The organism is Streptomyces sp. NPDC034086 (assembly GCF_055575515.1).
Map to the genome: position 1 here is coordinate 135,720 of NZ_JBVISM010000005.1, position 16,452 is coordinate 152,171.

At 74.3% G+C, this 16,452-nt stretch carries 14 protein-coding genes; 6 read left to right on the top strand and 8 right to left on the bottom strand.

From position 1 onward, the window contains the following. Positions 1 to 59 precede the first annotated feature (59 nt). Positions 60 to 1,301 carry an MFS transporter gene (locus ACZ514_RS15215; protein WP_469124902.1) on the top strand — a complete coding sequence of 414 codons (1,242 nt, stop codon included), beginning with the start codon at positions 60 to 62 and terminating at the stop codon, positions 1,299 to 1,301. Positions 1,302 to 1,367: 66 nt separating this feature from the next. Here the strand turns inward: ACZ514_RS15215 and ACZ514_RS15220 are convergent, their stop codons facing one another. After that, positions 1,368 to 2,183: a CbtA family protein gene (locus tag ACZ514_RS15220; RefSeq protein WP_469124903.1), complete on the bottom strand. Its 816-nt coding sequence runs from the start codon at positions 2,181 to 2,183 to the stop codon at positions 1,368 to 1,370. A gap of 14 nt (positions 2,184 to 2,197) precedes the next feature. After that, on the bottom strand, positions 2,198 to 2,428 hold the full coding sequence (locus ACZ514_RS15225) for a CbtB domain-containing protein (protein WP_469124904.1): 231 nt from the start codon (positions 2,426 to 2,428) through the stop codon (positions 2,198 to 2,200). 353 nt (positions 2,429 to 2,781) lie between these two features. Here ACZ514_RS15225 and ACZ514_RS15230 point away from each other — a divergent pair, with 353 nt between their 5' ends. Next, positions 2,782 to 3,858: a LacI family DNA-binding transcriptional regulator gene (locus ACZ514_RS15230; protein ID WP_469124905.1), complete on the top strand. Its 1,077-nt coding sequence runs from the start codon at positions 2,782 to 2,784 to the stop codon at positions 3,856 to 3,858. On the opposite strand, the gene ACZ514_RS15235 is transcribed toward ACZ514_RS15230, so the two are convergent. The 4 genes from ACZ514_RS15235 to ACZ514_RS15250 all read right to left on the bottom strand — a co-directional run bounded on the left by ACZ514_RS15235 (position 3,842) and on the right by ACZ514_RS15250 (position 9,137). Continuing rightward, on the bottom strand, positions 3,842 to 4,552 hold the full coding sequence (locus tag ACZ514_RS15235; protein ID WP_468696798.1) for a sulfite exporter TauE/SafE family protein: 711 nt from the start codon (positions 4,550 to 4,552) through the stop codon (positions 3,842 to 3,844). The genes ACZ514_RS15230 and ACZ514_RS15235 overlap by 17 nt on opposite strands. After that, complete coding sequence (locus tag ACZ514_RS15240; RefSeq protein WP_469124906.1) at positions 4,549 to 5,985, bottom strand: amidohydrolase family protein; 1,437 nt, start codon at positions 5,983 to 5,985, stop codon at positions 4,549 to 4,551. The genes ACZ514_RS15235 and ACZ514_RS15240 overlap by 4 nt, the downstream gene beginning before the upstream one ends. 32 nt (positions 5,986 to 6,017) lie before the next feature. Continuing rightward, on the bottom strand, positions 6,018 to 7,370 hold the full coding sequence (locus ACZ514_RS15245; RefSeq protein ID WP_469124907.1) for a uracil-xanthine permease family protein: 1,353 nt from the start codon (positions 7,368 to 7,370) through the stop codon (positions 6,018 to 6,020). 339 nt (positions 7,371 to 7,709) lie between these two features. After that, on the bottom strand, positions 7,710 to 9,137 hold the full coding sequence (locus ACZ514_RS15250; RefSeq protein ID WP_469124908.1) for an amidohydrolase family protein: 1,428 nt from the start codon (positions 9,135 to 9,137) through the stop codon (positions 7,710 to 7,712). Positions 9,138 to 9,479: 342 nt separating this feature from the next. Here ACZ514_RS15250 and ACZ514_RS15255 point away from each other — a divergent pair, with 342 nt between their 5' ends. The 4 genes from ACZ514_RS15255 to xdhC all read left to right on the top strand — a co-directional run bounded on the left by ACZ514_RS15255 (position 9,480) and on the right by xdhC (position 14,819). After that, positions 9,480 to 9,767: a hypothetical protein gene (locus ACZ514_RS15255; protein ID WP_468168299.1), complete on the top strand. Its 288-nt coding sequence runs from the start codon at positions 9,480 to 9,482 to the stop codon at positions 9,765 to 9,767. Between the two features lie 396 nt (positions 9,768 to 10,163). Further along, on the top strand, positions 10,164 to 11,627 hold the full coding sequence (locus ACZ514_RS15260; RefSeq protein ID WP_469124909.1) for a xanthine dehydrogenase small subunit: 1,464 nt from the start codon (positions 10,164 to 10,166) through the stop codon (positions 11,625 to 11,627). Next, positions 11,624 to 14,005, top strand: a complete 2,382-nt coding sequence (gene xdhB / locus ACZ514_RS15265) for a xanthine dehydrogenase molybdopterin binding subunit (protein WP_469124910.1) — start codon at positions 11,624 to 11,626, stop codon at positions 14,003 to 14,005. The genes ACZ514_RS15260 and xdhB overlap by 4 nt, the downstream gene beginning before the upstream one ends. 1 nt (position 14,006) lies before the next feature. Beyond that, positions 14,007 to 14,819, top strand: a complete 813-nt coding sequence (gene xdhC, locus ACZ514_RS15270) for a xanthine dehydrogenase accessory protein XdhC (RefSeq protein ID WP_469125019.1) — start codon at positions 14,007 to 14,009, stop codon at positions 14,817 to 14,819. Between the two features lie 17 nt (positions 14,820 to 14,836). Here xdhC and ACZ514_RS15275 read toward each other — a convergent pair whose 3' ends face one another. Beyond that, a complete protein-coding gene (locus ACZ514_RS15275) occupies positions 14,837 to 15,124 on the bottom strand; it encodes a protealysin inhibitor emfourin (protein WP_468696812.1) in 288 nt (95 codons plus the stop codon). Between the two features lie 49 nt (positions 15,125 to 15,173). Beyond that, entirely contained in the window at positions 15,174 to 16,391 is a 1,218-nt protein-coding gene (locus tag ACZ514_RS15280; RefSeq protein WP_469124911.1) for a M4 family metallopeptidase, read from the bottom strand. Between the last annotated feature and the right edge of the window lie 61 nt (positions 16,392 to 16,452).

Below are 16,452 nucleotides of genomic sequence, written 5' to 3' on the forward strand. Positions count from 1 at the left end.
CGGGGCGCGGGGACCGGCCCGGCACGGCCCGGGCACGAAGGACAAGGGGACGGACGCAGATGCACGACGAGTCCGAGACCGCGGGCGGACGTGCGGTGCGCTCCGCCCGGGAACGGGGCCGGGGCCGGGGCCGTGGCAGCGGCCCCGGCCGTGACGGGAGCCGGCGGCCGCGGACGATGCGGCTGGCCGTCTGCGCGGTGTTCTTCGTCACCGGAGCCGCCTTCGCCACCTGGGCGGCCCGGGTGCCGGCCGTCCAGGGCCGGCTGGACCTGTCCGCCGGGGAACTGGCCGTGGCCCTCGTCGGCCTGAGCGGCGGGGCCTTCGCCGGGCTTCCGCTGGTCGGCGGCCTGGTGGCCAGGTTCGGGAGCCGCAAGGTGCTGTGCGTCGGGATGGCCGCCTACCTGGGTGCCCTGGCGAGCCTGCCCCTCGTCCCCGGCCTCGCGGTACTGACGGCCGCCCTGGCCGTGTTCGCCTGCGGCAACACGGCCGTCGACGTCGCGATGAACACGCAGGGCGTCCTCGTCGAACGCGCCTACGGCCGCCCCGTCCTGGGCGGCTTCCACGCCATGTTCAGCCTCGGCGGCATCACCGGCGCCACGGCGGGCGGCCTGGCGGCCTCCGCCGGCATCGGCATCCGGGCGCACTTCACGGTGACGGCCCTCGTCCTGCTGGTGGTGGCGGGGGCGGCGGCCACCGCCCTGGCCCCCGAACCACCGCCGGCCGACGGGGGTTCCCCGGCGGGCCCCCTGCTGGCCCTGCCCGGGCCGGGCCTGTGGATCCCCGGCCTGGTCGCGTTCTGCGCGCTGATGGGGGAGGGGGTGGTCAACGACTGGGGGGCGGTGTACCTGAAGGAGGAGACCGGCGCCTCACCCGGCGCGGCGGGCCTGGGGTACGCCGTCTTCTCGGCCGGGATGGTCATCGGCCGTCTCACCGCCGACCGGCTGCGCGCCCGCCTCGGAACGGTCCGCTTCACGCTCGTCTGCGCCGTGGTGGCGGGCGCGGGGGCCCTCGTCCCGATCGTCAGTGCGACGACGACGGCCGGTTTCCTCGGCTACACCCTGCTGGGCCTGGGCATGGCCGCGGTGATCCCCCTCGTCTTCGCCCACGCGGCGGGCCTGCGGCCGGAGCGCGCCGGGTCCTCCATCGCCGCCGTCTCGGCGGTGGGCTACGTCGGTTTCCTCGCGGGACCTCCGGTCATCGGCGCCCTGGCGGAGGCGACGAGCCTGCGGTGGGCGATGCTGGTGCTGCCGGCGCTGATGACGGCGATGGCGGTCCTGGCCCCCCGCCTGCGCCGCCCCTGACGGCAGGAGCCCTGCTCCCCCGGACTCCGGGGGAGCAGGGCTCCTGGGGCGGTGCGGTGCGCCGGATCAGGCCGGGGCGGACGCCGGCCGGGGGGCCGCCGCCTCCGTACCGGCGTCATCGGCGCGGAGGGCCGGCAGCCGCTGGGCGAGGACTCCGAAGACGACCCCGAACACGGCCCACAGCACGAGCTGGACGGACACCGACGCGACCCGGAACTCCCACAGCAGCGCGGCGGGGAACTCCGGCTTGACGGCGTCGCCGTTGTCCGGGAGCACCAGGAAGGCCAGACCGGTGGCGACGACGAAGCCGGTCCCGGCGGCCAGCGTCGCGTTCCAGTTGCCCAGGCGCGGTGCCAGCCGCCGCCCCAGGACGATCGCGCCCACGCCGAGCAGGACGCTGAGCAGGATCATCAGGAAGAACAGCGTGGTGCGCCGGCCGATGGTGTCCGGGTTGCCGACGGCCGGCGGCGTGGCCGGGTACTTGAGGAACGGCACCAGGTAGACGGTGGTGAAGGCGGCCGCGGCCGTGAGGGCGGCGGTCGCCCGGGGGCCGAACCGACCGGCCCGGCCCAGCGCGAAGGCGAACGCGAGGGAGGCGATGCCGCCCAGCGCGACGCCGTAGACCAGCACGCCGGTGGCGAGGCCGACGGTGGACTGCACGGGCCGGCTGACGAGTTCCTCCTCCTCCCCGGCGGCGGGGGCGCCGCCGCCGTGACCGGGGTGGCCGGCGGCGTCCCGGGCCGCCGCGGCCTCCTCGACGGCGATCGAGCCGCGTACCGGGGGCTCACCGACCGCGTAGGCGACGGCGAAGGCGAACAGGCCGGCGATCAGGCCCGCGAGCATGCCGCGGACGAGCAGACCTCTGACAGTGGAGGCGTACATGTGCGTGCGGCCCCTCAGTGGCAGGGGAAGCCGAGCAGATGACGGCCGTCGTGCACCCACTCGTGGACGCCCTCGCCGGAGAACACGGCGGTGGCGCCCTGCTCCGCGCCGACGAAGTACAGGGCCACGAGCATCAGCAGGCCGACGAAGGCCGCCCAGGGCAGGACCGCCCGTACGGGCAGCGGCGCCGGCGTGACGGCGGGAGCGGAAGCGGGAACGGCAGCGGAAGCGAAAGCCTCGGCCATGGGGGAACCTCCTCGGGAACGACGCGTCCCGTGTGGTGGTGCGGACGACGGCCCTCGGGTCTGACTCGCCGCGCCGTCACCCCGCAAGGGGCGCCGTCGCGGCACACAGTGGCGCGACCGTGCCGGATTCACACCGGGCTTCCGTCTCGCCGTCGTCGCTGTGTGCAGATGTCGGCGTGACGCTACAGCGCCGCGAGCGGTCCGACCAAGCGGATGAGTCACTGATCACACGCGGTACCGGTCCGGGCGGGCGGCCGTAGGCGTCCGCGTCACCGGGGGGCGGGGCTGGAGGACGGGGGGCCGGTCGGCGAAGATGGCGACGTCCCGACCGCGTCAGTGAGGAGCGTCCGCCGATGCCCAGTTTCGGTTCCGCCGCCGGCCCCGCCGGCGGTGCCCGCAGGCGGAACCCGACGATCGCGGACGTCGCACGGGCCGCGTCCGTGTCGCCGACGACCGTCTCCCACGCCCTCAACGGGCTGGGCAAGGTCGACCCGCGGACCCGTGAACGCATCAAGCGGACCGCCGCCGAACTCGGCTACCGGCCCAACCTCCGCGCACAGCGCCTGCGTCAGGGGCAGGCCAAGGCCATCGCGCTCGCCTCCTCGATGCCCTTCGCGGTGGCCGCCGGCGCCTCCAGGCTCGGCTTCTACATGGAGATCGCCGCCGCGGCGGCCGAACGCGCCATGACGCACGGCTACGCCCTGGTGCTGGTACCGCCCGTCCGGTCCGGAGCGGCGCTGCACTCCCTCGACATCGACGGCGCCATCGTGGTCGAGCCCGGCGAGGACGACCCGGCCGTGGCGCAACTGCGCGAGCGGGGCCTGCCGTACGTGGCGCTCGGCCGCGAGGTGTCCTCGCCCGCCGACGCCCCGTACGTCGACCTGCGCGCCGGCCGGGTCACCGAACTGCTGCTGGAACACCTGCGCGAGCAGGGCGCCCGCCGGCCGGCGCTGCTCATCGGCGCGGGCACCCGCCACTCCTCCGTCGACGCCCGCGCCGCCTACGAGGGCGCGGCCGCCGCCGGGGGGTGGCCCGTCCTGGTCGCCACCGCGGCCGAGGAGGGCGGAGAGCAGGCCGGCTACGACCGCTGCGCGGCGCTGCTGGCCGAGCACCCCGAGACCGACGCGGTCTGCGCGCTCGTGGACGTCTTCGCGGTGGGCGCCGTCCGCGCGATCCGGGACAGCGGCCGGCGGGTGCCCGAGGACGTGATGGTGGTCACCCGCTACGACGGGCCCCGGGCGCGCACCTGTGAACCCCCGCTCACGGCGGTCGACCTCCACCTGGACCGGGCGGCCACCGACGCCGTGGAACTGCTCCTGTCGCGCCTGCGCGGCGCGGACGCCCAGGCGGGACCGTCCCCGGCGGGGCCGCTGCCCGAGCCCCGCGTCATCGCGCGGGCCTCGTCGCTGCGCCTCACGGCGCGAGGATGAGCACCACGCCGGAGACCAGCGCGAAGGCCAGCACCAGGGGGCGCATCCGCGCGGCGTCGACGCGGTGGTGCGCCAGCCGGCTCAGCCACGCCCCGGCCGCCAGGGCCGGCAACAGCAGGACGGCCCAGCCCAGTTGCGCCGGGGTGCCCTGGCCGGTCGCGAGGAGCAGGGCGAGCGAGACGACCTCGCCGACCAGGAAGCACAGGGCGACCGTGGACCGCAGTTCCGCCGGCGGGCGGTGCTGGTAGACCAGGGCCAGCGGCGGACCGCCCACCCCGGTCGCGGTCTCGGTGAGCCCCGTGACGAGCCCGGCCCCCAGGTAGGCGGCCCGGCCGGGCACGAAGGCAGGAGCGGCGAGGCTCACCGCCGCCGCCAGCACGGTCGCCGCGCCGACGACGACCCCGAGCCGCTGCTCCGGTACCGCCCAGAGCAGCACCAGGCCGCCGGGGGTCGCCGCGAGCCGGGCCGCCGTGATCCAGCCCGCGCCCCGCAGGTCCAGCGACCGCCGCTCGCGCCAGGCCACGTAGACGTTCAGCGGGATCATCGACGCGAGGACGAACACCGGGACCAGGGAAGGTGCGAGGAGCCCGGCGACCGGCGCGACGAGCAGCGCGAACCCGAGGCCGCTGGTGCCCTGGACGAACGCGGCCGCCACCACGACCAGGGCGAGGACCGCCACCGTCGTGCCGGTCACCGTACGGCGCTCCTGGCCCTGGCCTGCGAGGACGTGGGGTGTACGCGCGTCACCCCGGCCCGCCCGACCACCTCCGCGGCCAGCTCGGCCGCCCGCTCGACGAGCGCCGAGTCGTCCCAGTCCACGGCCCGGCCCCGCCACATGCGCAGCCGGCCGGCCACGAACACGGCGGTGATCTGGTCCCGGTTGCCGCGCCGGACCAGCTCCCAGGGCAGGTCCCAGGACGCCCGCATCTCCGGGCCGCTCACGTCGACGAGCAGGAAGTCGGCGGCCGCCCCGGCGGCGATCCGGCCCGTGACCGCGCCCAGACCGACGGCGTCGGCGCCGCCCGCGCCGCCGCGTTCCAGCCAGGACCAGCCCGCGCCGCAGGACGAGTCCCCGGTGGCCAGGCCGTAGGCGAGGCGCTGGGCGAACTCGGCCGCCTCCACCAGGCGGAGCGCGTCGCCCCGGGTGCCGTCCGTGCCCAGGCCGAAGCGGATCCCGCGCTCGGCCATGGTGGACGCCGGTGCCACGGCGTTGCCCTTCCAGGCGCTGGCGACGGGGTTGTAGCTCACCGCGGCGCCCGAGTCGGCCAGCAGGGTCAGCTCGGCCGGGGTGACCAGCGTGGCGTGCGCGGCCAGCAACTGCGGCCCCAGCGCGCCGGCTTCCCGCAGGTACTCCAGCGGGCGCAGGCCGTGCCGGACCAGGGACCGTTCCACCGCGACGAGGTGCTCGTTGACGTGGATCTGGACGACGGCGCCGGCCTCGGCGGCGAGCCGGGCGGTGTCCCGCAGGGTCTCGGGCGTGGCGGCGTCCGGGACGGAGACCGCCAGCGACGGGTGGACCAGGTCCGCGCCGCCGGTGTAGCGCGCGAGGTGCTTCCCGGCGGCGGCCAGCGGAGCGGCGCCGTCCGCGAGGACGCCGCCGTCGGCGTCGTTGCAGACCAGCCCGAGTACGCAGCGGATGCCCGCGTCGCGGGTGGCCGCCGCCACGACGTCGAGGTCCACGGGGGCCCGGGTACCGGCGTCCGCGACGGTGGTGAAGCCGCCCCGCAGCGATTCGAGCGCCGCCAGCTTGGCGGAGACGTACGCCGATTCCTCGTCCAGGGCGCCCTCCAGGGGGACCCACACACGGCTGAAGATCTCGGAGGGCTCGCCGAAGGCCAGCGCCGAACCGAAGCTCTGCGTCAGGTGGTGGTGCGCGTCCACGAACCCCGGCATCAGGACGTGTCCGGGCAGCCGGACCGGCGTCAGACGGGGATGGTCGCGCTCAAGCCGGCCGGCCGGTCCGACGGCCAGGAAGGTGCCGCCGGAGACGACGGCCGCGTACCGCTCCATCGGGCCCTCGGGGGTGAGGACGACGGCGGGGGCGAGCAACCGTACGTCGCCGTCCAGGTGGTGGGGGCCCAGCGGGCCGTCCGGGGCCGGACCGTTGGCGGGGGTGTCGTGTCGCATCGGATGGCTCATCTCGTCCTTCGCGTACGGGGTCATGCGTGGGGCAGGGGGCGGGCGCCGCCCGCCTCGACGGGGGTGGGGCCCGGCCGCGCGGCGCGGCCGAGGGCCGGCCGGGGCCGGACGTGGTGGAAGAGGACGTTGAGTACGGCGGCGGTGAACGCGCCGACGGCGACGCCGCTTTCGAGCAGGATCCGCGCCCCGGACGGCAGCCCCGCGTAGACCCCGGGGACGAGGATCGGCAGCAGCCCCAGGGCGAGGGCGACCGCGCAGACGAACGCGTGCGAATGCCGGTCCAGTTGGGCCCGGCCCAGCATCTGGACCCCGAGCACCGTGATGACGGCGAAGACCACCATGGCGGTGCCCCCGACGACGGCGGACGGGATCACGCTGATCGCGCGGATGACCGGGGTGAGGAAGCCGATGGCGATGAGCACCGCGCCGGCGGCCGCGGTGACGAACCGGCTGCGCACACCCGTGACCCGGACGATGCCGATGTTCTCCCCGCTGGTCACCATCAGTGGCAGCCCGAGGAAGCCGGCCATCAGGGACACGAGGGCGTCGCCGCGGATGGTCCGCGGGACGTGGGTGCGCTTGTCGATCTCCTTGCCGACGGCCTCGGCGTTGATGACGGTCTGCCCGGTGGCCTCCGCCATGGAGGCCAGGCCGTACAGCATCAGGGGCAGTGCGGCGACGAGGTGGAACTCGGGCGTGCCGAACGGCATCAGCTGCGGGGCGCCCAGGATCCCGCCCTCGGTGACGCCGCCGAAGTCGATCCGTCCGAGCGCGAACGCCAGCACCGTGCCGGCGATCAGGCCCAGCATCACGGCGAGCTGCCGCAGGATGCCGCTGAACACCCAGTAGACGGCGACGGTGAAGCCGATGGTGGCCAGGCCGAGGGCCAGGTCGGCGGGGTCGGCGAAACCGGGCTGTCCGGGGCGTCCGGTGACGAGCAGCGCGCCGACCTTCACCAGGTTGACCCCGACGATGACGATCATCGTGCCGATGACGAGGGTCGGGAAGAACTTCAGCAGGCGGGAGAAGACCGGCAGGACGACGAAGTAGAAGACCGCGCTGATGATGACCGCTCCGGTGGCGGTGCGCACGCCGTGCTGTTCGGCTATGGCCAGGAAGAGGATCAGCGGGGCCCCGCCGGGCAGCATGACGAACGGCAGCCGGGGGCCGAACTTCCACGGGCCCAGCGACTGGATCAGCGAACCCACGCCGGAGAGCACGAAGGCCGCCGAGAGCAGGTTCACGGTGAGTCCGGGATCGAGGCGCAGGGTCGCGCTCATCAGGAAGATCGCCGAGACGGGTGTCGCCGCCATGACGAGGACGTGCTGGACGCCGAACAGGAGGATCCGGCTCAGGGGGCGGGACTGGTCCACGGGATGGGGGAGAGTGCGGGGACTGGACACGTTCGAGCTCCGTTCGGCTCGCTCCGGCTTCGGCCGCGATCCGCCTGACGGGCAGCGTCGGATCAAGCGGCCAAATCGATTTGGCCGCCAGTATGTGAGGGTGCCTGAAGGTGCGTCAAGGGTTGCGGAGGCACTGCTTCCTTCGGGTGCGCGACCGGCGCCGCCCCCGGTCTCCCCTCCCCGTCTCCCCCCGTCCGAGGGGCCGTCGGGCGGCGGTGCGGGACGCCGCCGTGACCGCGGGGACGCCCCGACCGCCCGCGGGCGGGGCGGGTCCCCGCGCCGGCGCCGCGCCCGCCCTGCGCGCCCGCCCTACGCCGCCGCGCGCAGGCGGGTGGCGGCCGCCTCGGCCTCCCGTACGACGCGGTCCGAGTCGACGCCGACCAGCCGGCCGCCGAGCTTCAGCGCCCGCCCGTCCACGAACACGGAGTCGACGTTCTCGGGCCGCCCGTTGAAGACGATCTGGCCGATCCAGTCGAAGCGCGGGGCGAAGTTCAGCGCCGCCGGGTCGACGACCACGAGGTCGGCCCGCTTGCCGGGGGTCAGCGACCCCACCCGGTCGGAGATGCCGAGCACCTCGGCGCCCCCCAGCGTGGCCATCCGCAGGACGTCGTGCACCTGGGGGAAGACCCCGGCCCGGGTCGTACGGGCGCGCTGCAGGCCGACGGCCGTCTTCATCAGCGCGTGGAAGTCCGAGGTGTCGTTGGTCCCCCCGTCCAGACCGAGCCCGACCTTGACGCCCCGTTGGCCGAGGTCGGACAGCCGCATGATGCCGGAGGCCAGCCGCATGTTGCTGAGCGGGCAGTGGGCCACCCGTACGTCGTGCTCCGCGACGGCGGCGATCTCCGCGTCCGTCAGGTGGACCGCGTGGTTGACCAGGAGCCGAGGTCCCAGCGCGCCCATGTCGGAGAGCACCCCGATCGGGTCGTCGGCCCGCTGCTCGGGGCGTTCCAGGACATGGGAGTTGAGCATGACCCCGAGGTCCTGGGCGGCCTCCCAGTGGGCGCGGTTGTGGGACTCGACGGCCCGCGCCGCGTGGGTGGCGACCTGGAAGGAGCCGAGGGGCGCCGGGTCGACGAGTTCCCTCTTCACCTTCCTGACCAGCGCGGCGTCGGGCGCCGGCGGGAACATGGCGTACGTGAACCGCAGTCCGGTGCCGGCCAGGGCCCGTACGTAGCTCTCGATGAGGTCGTATGCGAAGATGTCCACCCAGTCCACCAGCGTCGTCACGCCCGACTGGACGGCGTCGAGGGCGGCGAGCCGCACGATGCTGTGGACGTCCGCGGGCGTCAGGCGGCCGCGCTGGGGATCGGTGCAGCCCCGGAACCAGCCGAACAGGTCCCGGTCGGTGCAGCCACCCCGGATCACCGCCTGCCACAGGTGGTTGTGGGTGTCGACGAAGCCGGGCATGACCAGCTTGCCCGAGGCGTCCACCACCCGGGCGCCGGGCGGCGTACGCAGTGCCGTGCCGATGGCGGCGACGGCGCCGTCGAGCACCAGGAGGTCGGTGTTCTCGACGGCGCCGAGCGGGCCGCTGCCGAGGGCGGGGTCCATGGTGAGCACGAGGGACGCCCCGCGGACCAGGACCGTCCGGCCGCCGGGGACGGCCGGACGGGCGGGCGGTTCGTACGGGGCGGGGCGGGGGGTGGTGCCGAGGACGAGCGGGGCGGCGGCGGCCAGGCCGAGACCGGCGAGGACGTCGCGGCGGCCGGGGGCCGGCGGCGTGGGGGCTGACTGCATGGCGTGTTACCTCCCGAGAGCGCAGAACGGAAGGCCGCCCGGCCGGGACGCCGGGACGGGCGCCGGACCGGGGCGGGAGATCACACGCAGCATTCCCAGCGAACGGCCCTTCGATAGACGCCTGGTGGAAAAGTTTTTCCGCCCAGGCCGTTCGCCGGCAGCTCCGCGCACCGCTCACCGCCCTCCCCGGGACGCAGGACACCCGTTCGCGCGGGTTCCCGCACCCCCGCGCACCGGCGGGCTACGCGCCCGTACGGCCCGGGAGCGCGCCGGCCGGACCCGGCGGCACTTCCCCAGCCGCGCCTCTGCGCGGGCGGCGCCCCCGGTCACTAGCCTGAGCCCATGACTCCCGCCGCCCACCCCGCCCCCGGCCGGTACACCGTCGTCCTGAGCCCCGGCCCGTCCGACGCCCCGGACGCCGAGGGCCACGACGCGGTCCTGCGCACCGCCCGGGTCGAAGCCACCGGCGCCATCGGCGTCTCCGGTTACCCGCGCTACGCGGGGGAGGGGGTGCAGGCCGAGATCGACCCCGAGAGCCGGGCCGTGGAGGCCGTCACCGTCGACGGCGAGGAGCTCCCCTACGGCTGGACCGCCCGGCTGGACGAGGATCCCGGCCCCCCGCGCAGCTGATCCACGGCCGGCCCGGAACCCCGGGAAGGGGCTGCTCGCGGCCGGTGCGCGGTGGCTTGACCGATGGACCCGCCGCCACGTAGCTTCTGGCGGACCGGCTCGTGAGTTGACGGAAGGGGGCGAAGTCGGATGTCGACCATCTCCGCACTGCTCCGCCTCGCTCACCAGGTCGCCTGGGCCCCGGGCCGCGTCGCACACGGCTGCTGAACGGCCCCTCCTCCGGCGTGCCCGATTGCGGCCCCGGCTCCTTTTTCGATTCTCTGTCACCGCCTGAGGCACGCCGTCGCGTGCCGATGCGCGCCCTCCGGGTTCCCCCGGCCGCGCCACCGAACAGAAGGCTCCTGAAATGGCGACTAGGACGATCAGATCCACCGCGCACCGGAACGAGGACGTGCCGTGGTAGCGGCGCGGATCACGGTCAACGGGAAAGACACACCCATCGAGCCCGCTCCGCCCCACACCTCGGTGCTGGACTTCCTGCGCGAGCGCGGCCTCACCGGCACCAAGGAGGGCTGCGCCGAAGGCGAATGCGGTGCCTGCTCCGTCCTGGTGGCCCGCCCCGGGCTGGACGAGCCCACCGACTGGGTGGCGGTCAACGCCTGCCTCGTTCCGGTCGCGGCGCTCGACGGACAGGAGGTCGTCACCTCCGAAGGCCTCGCCACCCCGGGCTCGCCCGGCACGCCGCCCACCCTGCACCCGGTACAGGAGGAGATGGCGGTCCGCGGAGGCTCCCAATGCGGTTACTGCACCCCGGGGTTCGTGTGCAGCATGGCCGCCGAGTACTACCGGCCCGACCGCCACGCGCACGCGGAACCCGCCGACGGCGGCGACCCCGAGCACGGCCCGAACGGCTTCGACCTGCACGCGCTGAGCGGAAACCTGTGCCGCTGCACCGGATACCGCCCGATCCGGGACGCCGCGTACGCCGTCGGCGCGCCCACCGACGACGACCCCCTGGCACGGCGCCGCGCGCAGTCCCCGCCCGGACCCGCCGCCACCGCGTACACCCGTGAGGGAAGCGCGTTCCTGCGGCCGGGCACCCTCGCCGAGGCGCTGCGGCTGCTGCGCGAGCGGCCCGACGCGGTGGTCGTCGCGGGAAGCACCGACTGGGGCGTGGAGGTGAACATCCGGGCCCGCCGGGCACCGTGCGTCGTCGCCGTGGACCGGCTCCCCGAACTGAGGGAACTGGAGGTCACCTCCGACTCCCTGCTGATCGGTGCGGCACAGACGCTCACCGAGATCGAACGCCGCCTCGGCGACAGCGTCCCCCTGCTGGCGGACCTGTTCCCGCAGTTCGCGTCCCGGCTGATCCGCAACAGCGCCACCCTCGGCGGCAACCTCGGCACCGGCTCGCCCATCGGCGACAGCCCGCCGGTGCTGCTCGCGCTGGAGGCGTCGGTGGTGCTCGCCGACGTCGACGGGGAGCGCGAAGTCCCCCTCCGCGACTACTTCACCGGCTACCGGCAGAGCGTACGCCGCCCCGGTGAACTGATCCGCGCGGTGCGCGTACCGCTGCCGCTCTCCCCGGTCACGGCCTTCCACAAGATCGCCAAGCGGCGCTTCGACGACATCTCCAGCGTGGCGGTCGCCTTCGCCCTCGACATCGAGGACGGGATCGTCCGCAAGGCGCGCATCGGCCTCGGCGGCGTGGCCGCCACCCCGATCCGCGCCCTCGCCGCCGAGGCGGCGCTGGAGGGCGAGCCGTGGACGGCCGGGACCGTCGAGGCCGCGGCCGAGGTGCTGCGGGCCCAGGGCACCCCCATGGACGATCACCGGGCGAGCGCCGGATACCGCTCCGCGATGCTCGGCCAGAGCCTGCTGAAGCTGTACGCACAGATCCCCGAGGCGGTGTCGTCATGAGCCATCTGTCCGAACGCCCCGCACGTCCCGCCGTCGGCGTCCCCGTGGCGCACGAGAGCGCGGCCCTGCACGTCACCGGCGCCGCGCTCTACACCGACGACCTGGTCCACCGCACCAAGGACGTACTGCACGCCCACCCGGTCCAGGTCATGAAGGCCCGCGGCCGGATCACCGCGCTGCGCACCGGGCCGGCGCTCACCGTGCCCGGTGTGGTCCGGGTACTGACCGGCGCCGACGTGCCCGGTGTCAACGACGCCGGGATGAAGCACGACGAACCGGTCTTCCCCGACGAGGTCATGTTCCACGGCCACGCGGTCGCCTGGGTGCTCGGCGAGACCCTGGAGGCGGCCCGGCTCGGGGCGGCGGCCGTGGAGGTGGAACTCGACGAACTGCCCTCCCTGGTCACCCTGGAGGAGGCCATCGAGGCCGGCAGCTTCCACGGCGCCCGGCCCGAGATGCGGACCGGCGACGTCGACGCCGGCTTCGCCGACTCCGCACACGTGTTCACCGGCGAGTTCCGGTTCTCCGAGCAGGAGCACTTCTACCTCGAGACGCACGCCGCCCTGGCCCACGTCGACGAGGCCGGGCAGGTGTTCGTCCAGAGCAGCACCCAGCACCCCTCGGAGACGCAGGAGATCGTCGCGCACGTACTCGGCCTGCACAGCCACGAAGTGACCGTGCAGTGCCTGCGCATGGGCGGCGGCTTCGGCGGCAAGGAGATGCAGCCGCACGGATTCGCGGCCGTCGCCGCTCTCGGCGCCCTGCTCACCGGCCGCCCGGTGCGGCTGCGCCTCAACCGCACCCAGGACCTGACCATGTCCGGCAAGCGGCACGGGTTCCACGCCGCGTGGAAGATCGGCTTCGACGCCGAGGGCCGCATCCAGGCCCTGGACGCCGCCCTGACGGCGGACGGCGGCTGGAGCCTGGACCTGTCCGAGCCGGTGGTGGCCCGCGCGCTGTGCCACATCGACAACACCTACTGGATCCCCAACGCCCGCGTCACCGGCCGCATCGCCAAGACGAACAAGGTCTCCAACACCGCCTTCCGGGGCTTCGGCGGACCGCAGGGCATGCTGGTCATCGAGGACATCATGGGCCGGTGCGCGCCGCTGCTCGGCCTCGATCCGACCGAGCTGCGGGAGCGGAACTTCTACCGCCCGGGCCAGTTCACCCCGTACGGGCAGGAAGTCGTCCAGCCCGAACGGATCTCCGCCGTCTGGCAGCAGGTCAAGGAGAACGGCCGCCTCGCCGATCGCCAGAGGGAGATCGCGGCCTTCAACGCCGCGCACCCGCACACCAAGCGGGCCCTCGCCCTCACCGGCGTCAAGTTCGGCATCTCGTTCAACCTCACCGCCTTCAACCAGGGCGGCGCGCTCGTGCTGATCTACAAGGACGGTTCGGTCCTGATCAACCACGGCGGCACCGAGATGGGCCAGGGCCTGCACACCAAGATGATCCAGGTGGCCGCGACCGCCCTGGGCATCCCGACGCACAAGGTACGGCTGGCCCCGACGCGCACCGACAAGGTGCCCAACACCTCCGCCACGGCCGCCAGCGCCGGCGCGGACCTCAACGGGGCGGCGGTGAAGAACGCCTGCGAGCAACTGCGCGAGCGGCTGCTGCGGGTGGCCGCCACCCGGCTCGGCGCGAACGCCTCGGACGTGCGCATCGCCGACGGCGTGGCACGCGTCCTCGGCAGTGACGGGGAACTGGCCTGGGACGACCTGGTGCGCACCGCCTACTTCCAGCGCGTCCAGCTGTCGGCTGCCGGCTTCTACCGTACGGAGGGCCTGCACTGGGACCTCAAGTCCTTCAAGGGATCGCCGTTCAAGTACTTCTCGCACGGCGCCGCCGCGGCCGAGGTGGAGGTGGACGGCTTCACGGGCGCGTACCACATCCGGCGGGTGGACATCGTGCACGACGTCGGCGACAGCCTGTCCCCGCTGATCGACATCGGTCAGGTCGAAGGCGGTTTCGTGCAGGGCGCGGGCTGGCTGACGCTCGAGGACATGCGCTGGGACACCGGGGAGGGGCCGGGCCGCGGCCGGCTGCTGACCCAGGCCGCGAGCACCTACAAACTGCCGAGCTTCTCCGAGATGCCCGAGGAGTTCAACGTCACGCTGCTGCCGAACGCCACCGAGCAGGGCGCCGTCTACGGGTCGAAGGCGGTGGGCGAGCCCCCGCTGATGCTGGCCTTCTCGGTCCGGGAGGCGCTGCGACAGGCCGTCGCGGCCTTCGGGGCGGCCGGCACCAGTGTGGAACTCGCCTCCCCGGCGACGCCGGAGGCGGTGTACTGGGCGATCGAAGCGGTCCGCGGCGCCGGCGCGCCCGCCGGCAGCGGGGTCCCCGCCGACACGAGCGCATTGAGCAATGTCTGACATGACCTGGGTGGCCGCGGTCGCGCGGTTGCGGGCGCGCCGGGAGCCCGGCGCGCTCGTGACCGTCGCGGCCGTGCGCGGCCACGCGCCCCGCCGGGCCGGTGCCAAACTCGTGGTGGGACGGACCGAGACCTGGGGTTCGATCGGCGGCGGCAACATCGAGGCCGTCGCGATCGACCGGGCCCGGGAGGTGATCGGTACGCCGGACCCGGAGCCGGAGCTGATGGACTTCGCCCTCAACGACAAGGTCACCGGCCGCCACGGCGTCCAGTGCTGCGGCGGGGCCGTGAGCGTACTGCTGGAACCGCTGCCGGTGGTCCCGGCGGTGGCCGTCTTCGGCGTCGGGCACGTCGGGATGGAGCTGGCCCGCATCCTGGCCCGCCACGACCTCGACCTGCACCTGATCGACAGCCGTCCCGGCCAGCTCGCCGAGGAGCGGCTCGCCGTACTCGCGGACGCGGTGGCGCGGATCCACGTCCACCACACCCCGCTGCTGCCCGAGGAGGTGCTGGCGGAGCTGGCGCCCGGCACGCACGTCCTGATCATGACCCATGACCACGCCGAGGACGCCGCACTGTGCGACGCCGCCCTGCGCACCGCCGGCCTGGGCTCGATCGGGCTGATCGGCTCGGCCTCCAAGTGGGCGCGGTTCCGGCAGCGCCTGGCCACCGAGGGGGGCCACGACGAGGCCGCGATCGACCGGATCAGGACCCCGATCGGCATGCCCTGCATCACCGGCAAGGAGCCCGCCGTGATCGCGGTCGGCGTGGCGGCGGACCTGCTCCGGACCTTCGAAGGGGGCGGCGCGGGGTAGTGCCGGACCGCGGGCGCTCACCGCTGCGCGAGGTGCTTGCGGAGCCAGACGAGCAGGGCCGCGAACGCGGGGGACATGGCGGTGTCGGACTGTTCGAGGACCGTCGAGCGGCCGTCGTCCTCCAGGGTGACGCAGTGGCCCATCGCGTCCCTGGCGCGGCCCGTGTCCTCGGGCGGGGGCGTCGCCGCGGCCGCCGCCACCAGCCGGCGCAGCTCGGCCGCGTCGTCCGGGGGCAGCGCGTCCGTGTCCAGCACCCGGGGCGGGCGCCGGAGCTCGGCCGCCGCCGCGAGACCCCCGTACGACACCAGGCTCACCCTCATCGCGCGCGGCCCCCCGGCCCGGGCTTCCCGGAGCTCACCGGGTGCCCTTCAGCGCGGCCACTTCGCGGGCCAGGACGGTGACCTTGTCGCTCAGTGCGCCGACCTGCCGGGCCAGGGCCGCCAGATCGGCCTCCCGGCCGGTGCCGCCGTGCCCGTTGACGGAGAAGACCCGCGCCCGGGCGAGCCCGGCCGGGACGCCCGTGATCTGGATCTCGACCTCCTGCCACCCCGCCAGCACGGCCGTCTGCTCGGGGCTGCCGACACCGAACAGCTGCCCGGCCTTCTGGAAGGTGGTGTCCGCGAAGTCCTGGAACGTGTCCCGGGAGCCGGACGCCTTGAGCGCCTCGTACCAGATCCTCCCCGAGGCCTCCCAGGCGAACCCGCCGATGTCCACGGCCGTCACGAAGAACGCCTTGTTCGGGATGCCCGAGTTGAAGTGCACCCCGCCGTTGTCCGTTCGCGGAGTGTCGGGCAGGTGGACGAACCTGCTCATGCGGTCGGGCTGCGGGTCCTTGCCGACCAGCGGGTCGTTGTACGCCGTCCCCGGCGCCTTCATCGACCGCAGGGCGTCGCCCTTGATCCCCGGGGTCCATATGTCGGCCCCGATCAGCCAGTCGGCCTCTTCGGCGGTCTGCTTGAGCGACCACTGCTTGACGAGCGAGCCGAAGACGTCGGACATCGACTCGTTCAGGGCGCCGGACTGGTTGTGGTATTCGAATCCGGAGGTGTGCTCGGTGACTCCGTGCGACAACTCGTGGCCGACCACGTCGAGGGAACCGGTGAGGATGCCGAACTCGACCCCGTCCCCGTCGCCGAAGAGCATCTCCTGGCCGTCCCAGAACGCGTTGTTGATCTTTTCGCCGTAGTGGATGAACCCGTTCAGGCGCATTCCCCGGTCGTCGATCGAATTGCGCTGGAAAACCTCCCGGTAGAAGTCGCGGGTCAGCCCGAGCCCTTCGAAAGCCTGGTTGACGGCCTCGTCCGGGGATTCCGGCCCGTCCTCCGACCGGGCCAGTACGGCATCGGGGAGGAATTCACTCTGCTCGCAGTCGAAGACGGTGCGCCGGGCGTTTCCGGGGGAGGCGGCCGCGGCGCCGGCGAAGGCCGACCGGACGGCTCGTTCCCCCCGCAGCCGGGCGGTGGTCAGCAGGGTGTCCAGGGCGGCCTGGCGCACCTCGCTGTCCCCGCTCTCCATGAGCTTCTCGAGGATGTACGGCGGGATGATGCAGTTGACCGGGCGGTTCCCGCTCATGGCCCACCTCCTGGGTGAGAGGACCTGGTGCGGCAGGCCGCAGGGGCGCACCCGCGGGTGC

Coding starts and splice junctions, on each gene's coding strand:
- ACZ514_RS15215 (WP_469124902.1), top strand. CDS start 60: ATGCACGACGAGTCCGAGACCGCGGGCGGACGTGCGGTGCGCTCCGCC.
- ACZ514_RS15220 (WP_469124903.1), bottom strand. CDS start 2,183: ATGTACGCCTCCACTGTCAGAGGTCTGCTCGTCCGCGGCATGCTCGCG.
- ACZ514_RS15225 (WP_469124904.1), bottom strand. CDS start 2,428: ATGGCCGAGGCTTTCGCTTCCGCTGCCGTTCCCGCTTCCGCTCCCGCC.
- ACZ514_RS15230 (WP_469124905.1), top strand. CDS start 2,782: ATGCCCAGTTTCGGTTCCGCCGCCGGCCCCGCCGGCGGTGCCCGCAGG.
- ACZ514_RS15240 (WP_469124906.1), bottom strand. CDS start 5,985: ATGCGACACGACACCCCCGCCAACGGTCCGGCCCCGGACGGCCCGCTG.
- ACZ514_RS15250 (WP_469124908.1), bottom strand. CDS start 9,137: ATGCAGTCAGCCCCCACGCCGCCGGCCCCCGGCCGCCGCGACGTCCTC.
- ACZ514_RS15255 (WP_468168299.1), top strand. CDS start 9,480: ATGACTCCCGCCGCCCACCCCGCCCCCGGCCGGTACACCGTCGTCCTG.
- xdhB (WP_469124910.1), top strand. CDS start 11,624: ATGAGCCATCTGTCCGAACGCCCCGCACGTCCCGCCGTCGGCGTCCCC.
- xdhC (WP_469125019.1), top strand. CDS start 14,007: ATGACCTGGGTGGCCGCGGTCGCGCGGTTGCGGGCGCGCCGGGAGCCC.
- ACZ514_RS15280 (WP_469124911.1), bottom strand. CDS start 16,391: ATGAGCGGGAACCGCCCGGTCAACTGCATCATCCCGCCGTACATCCTC.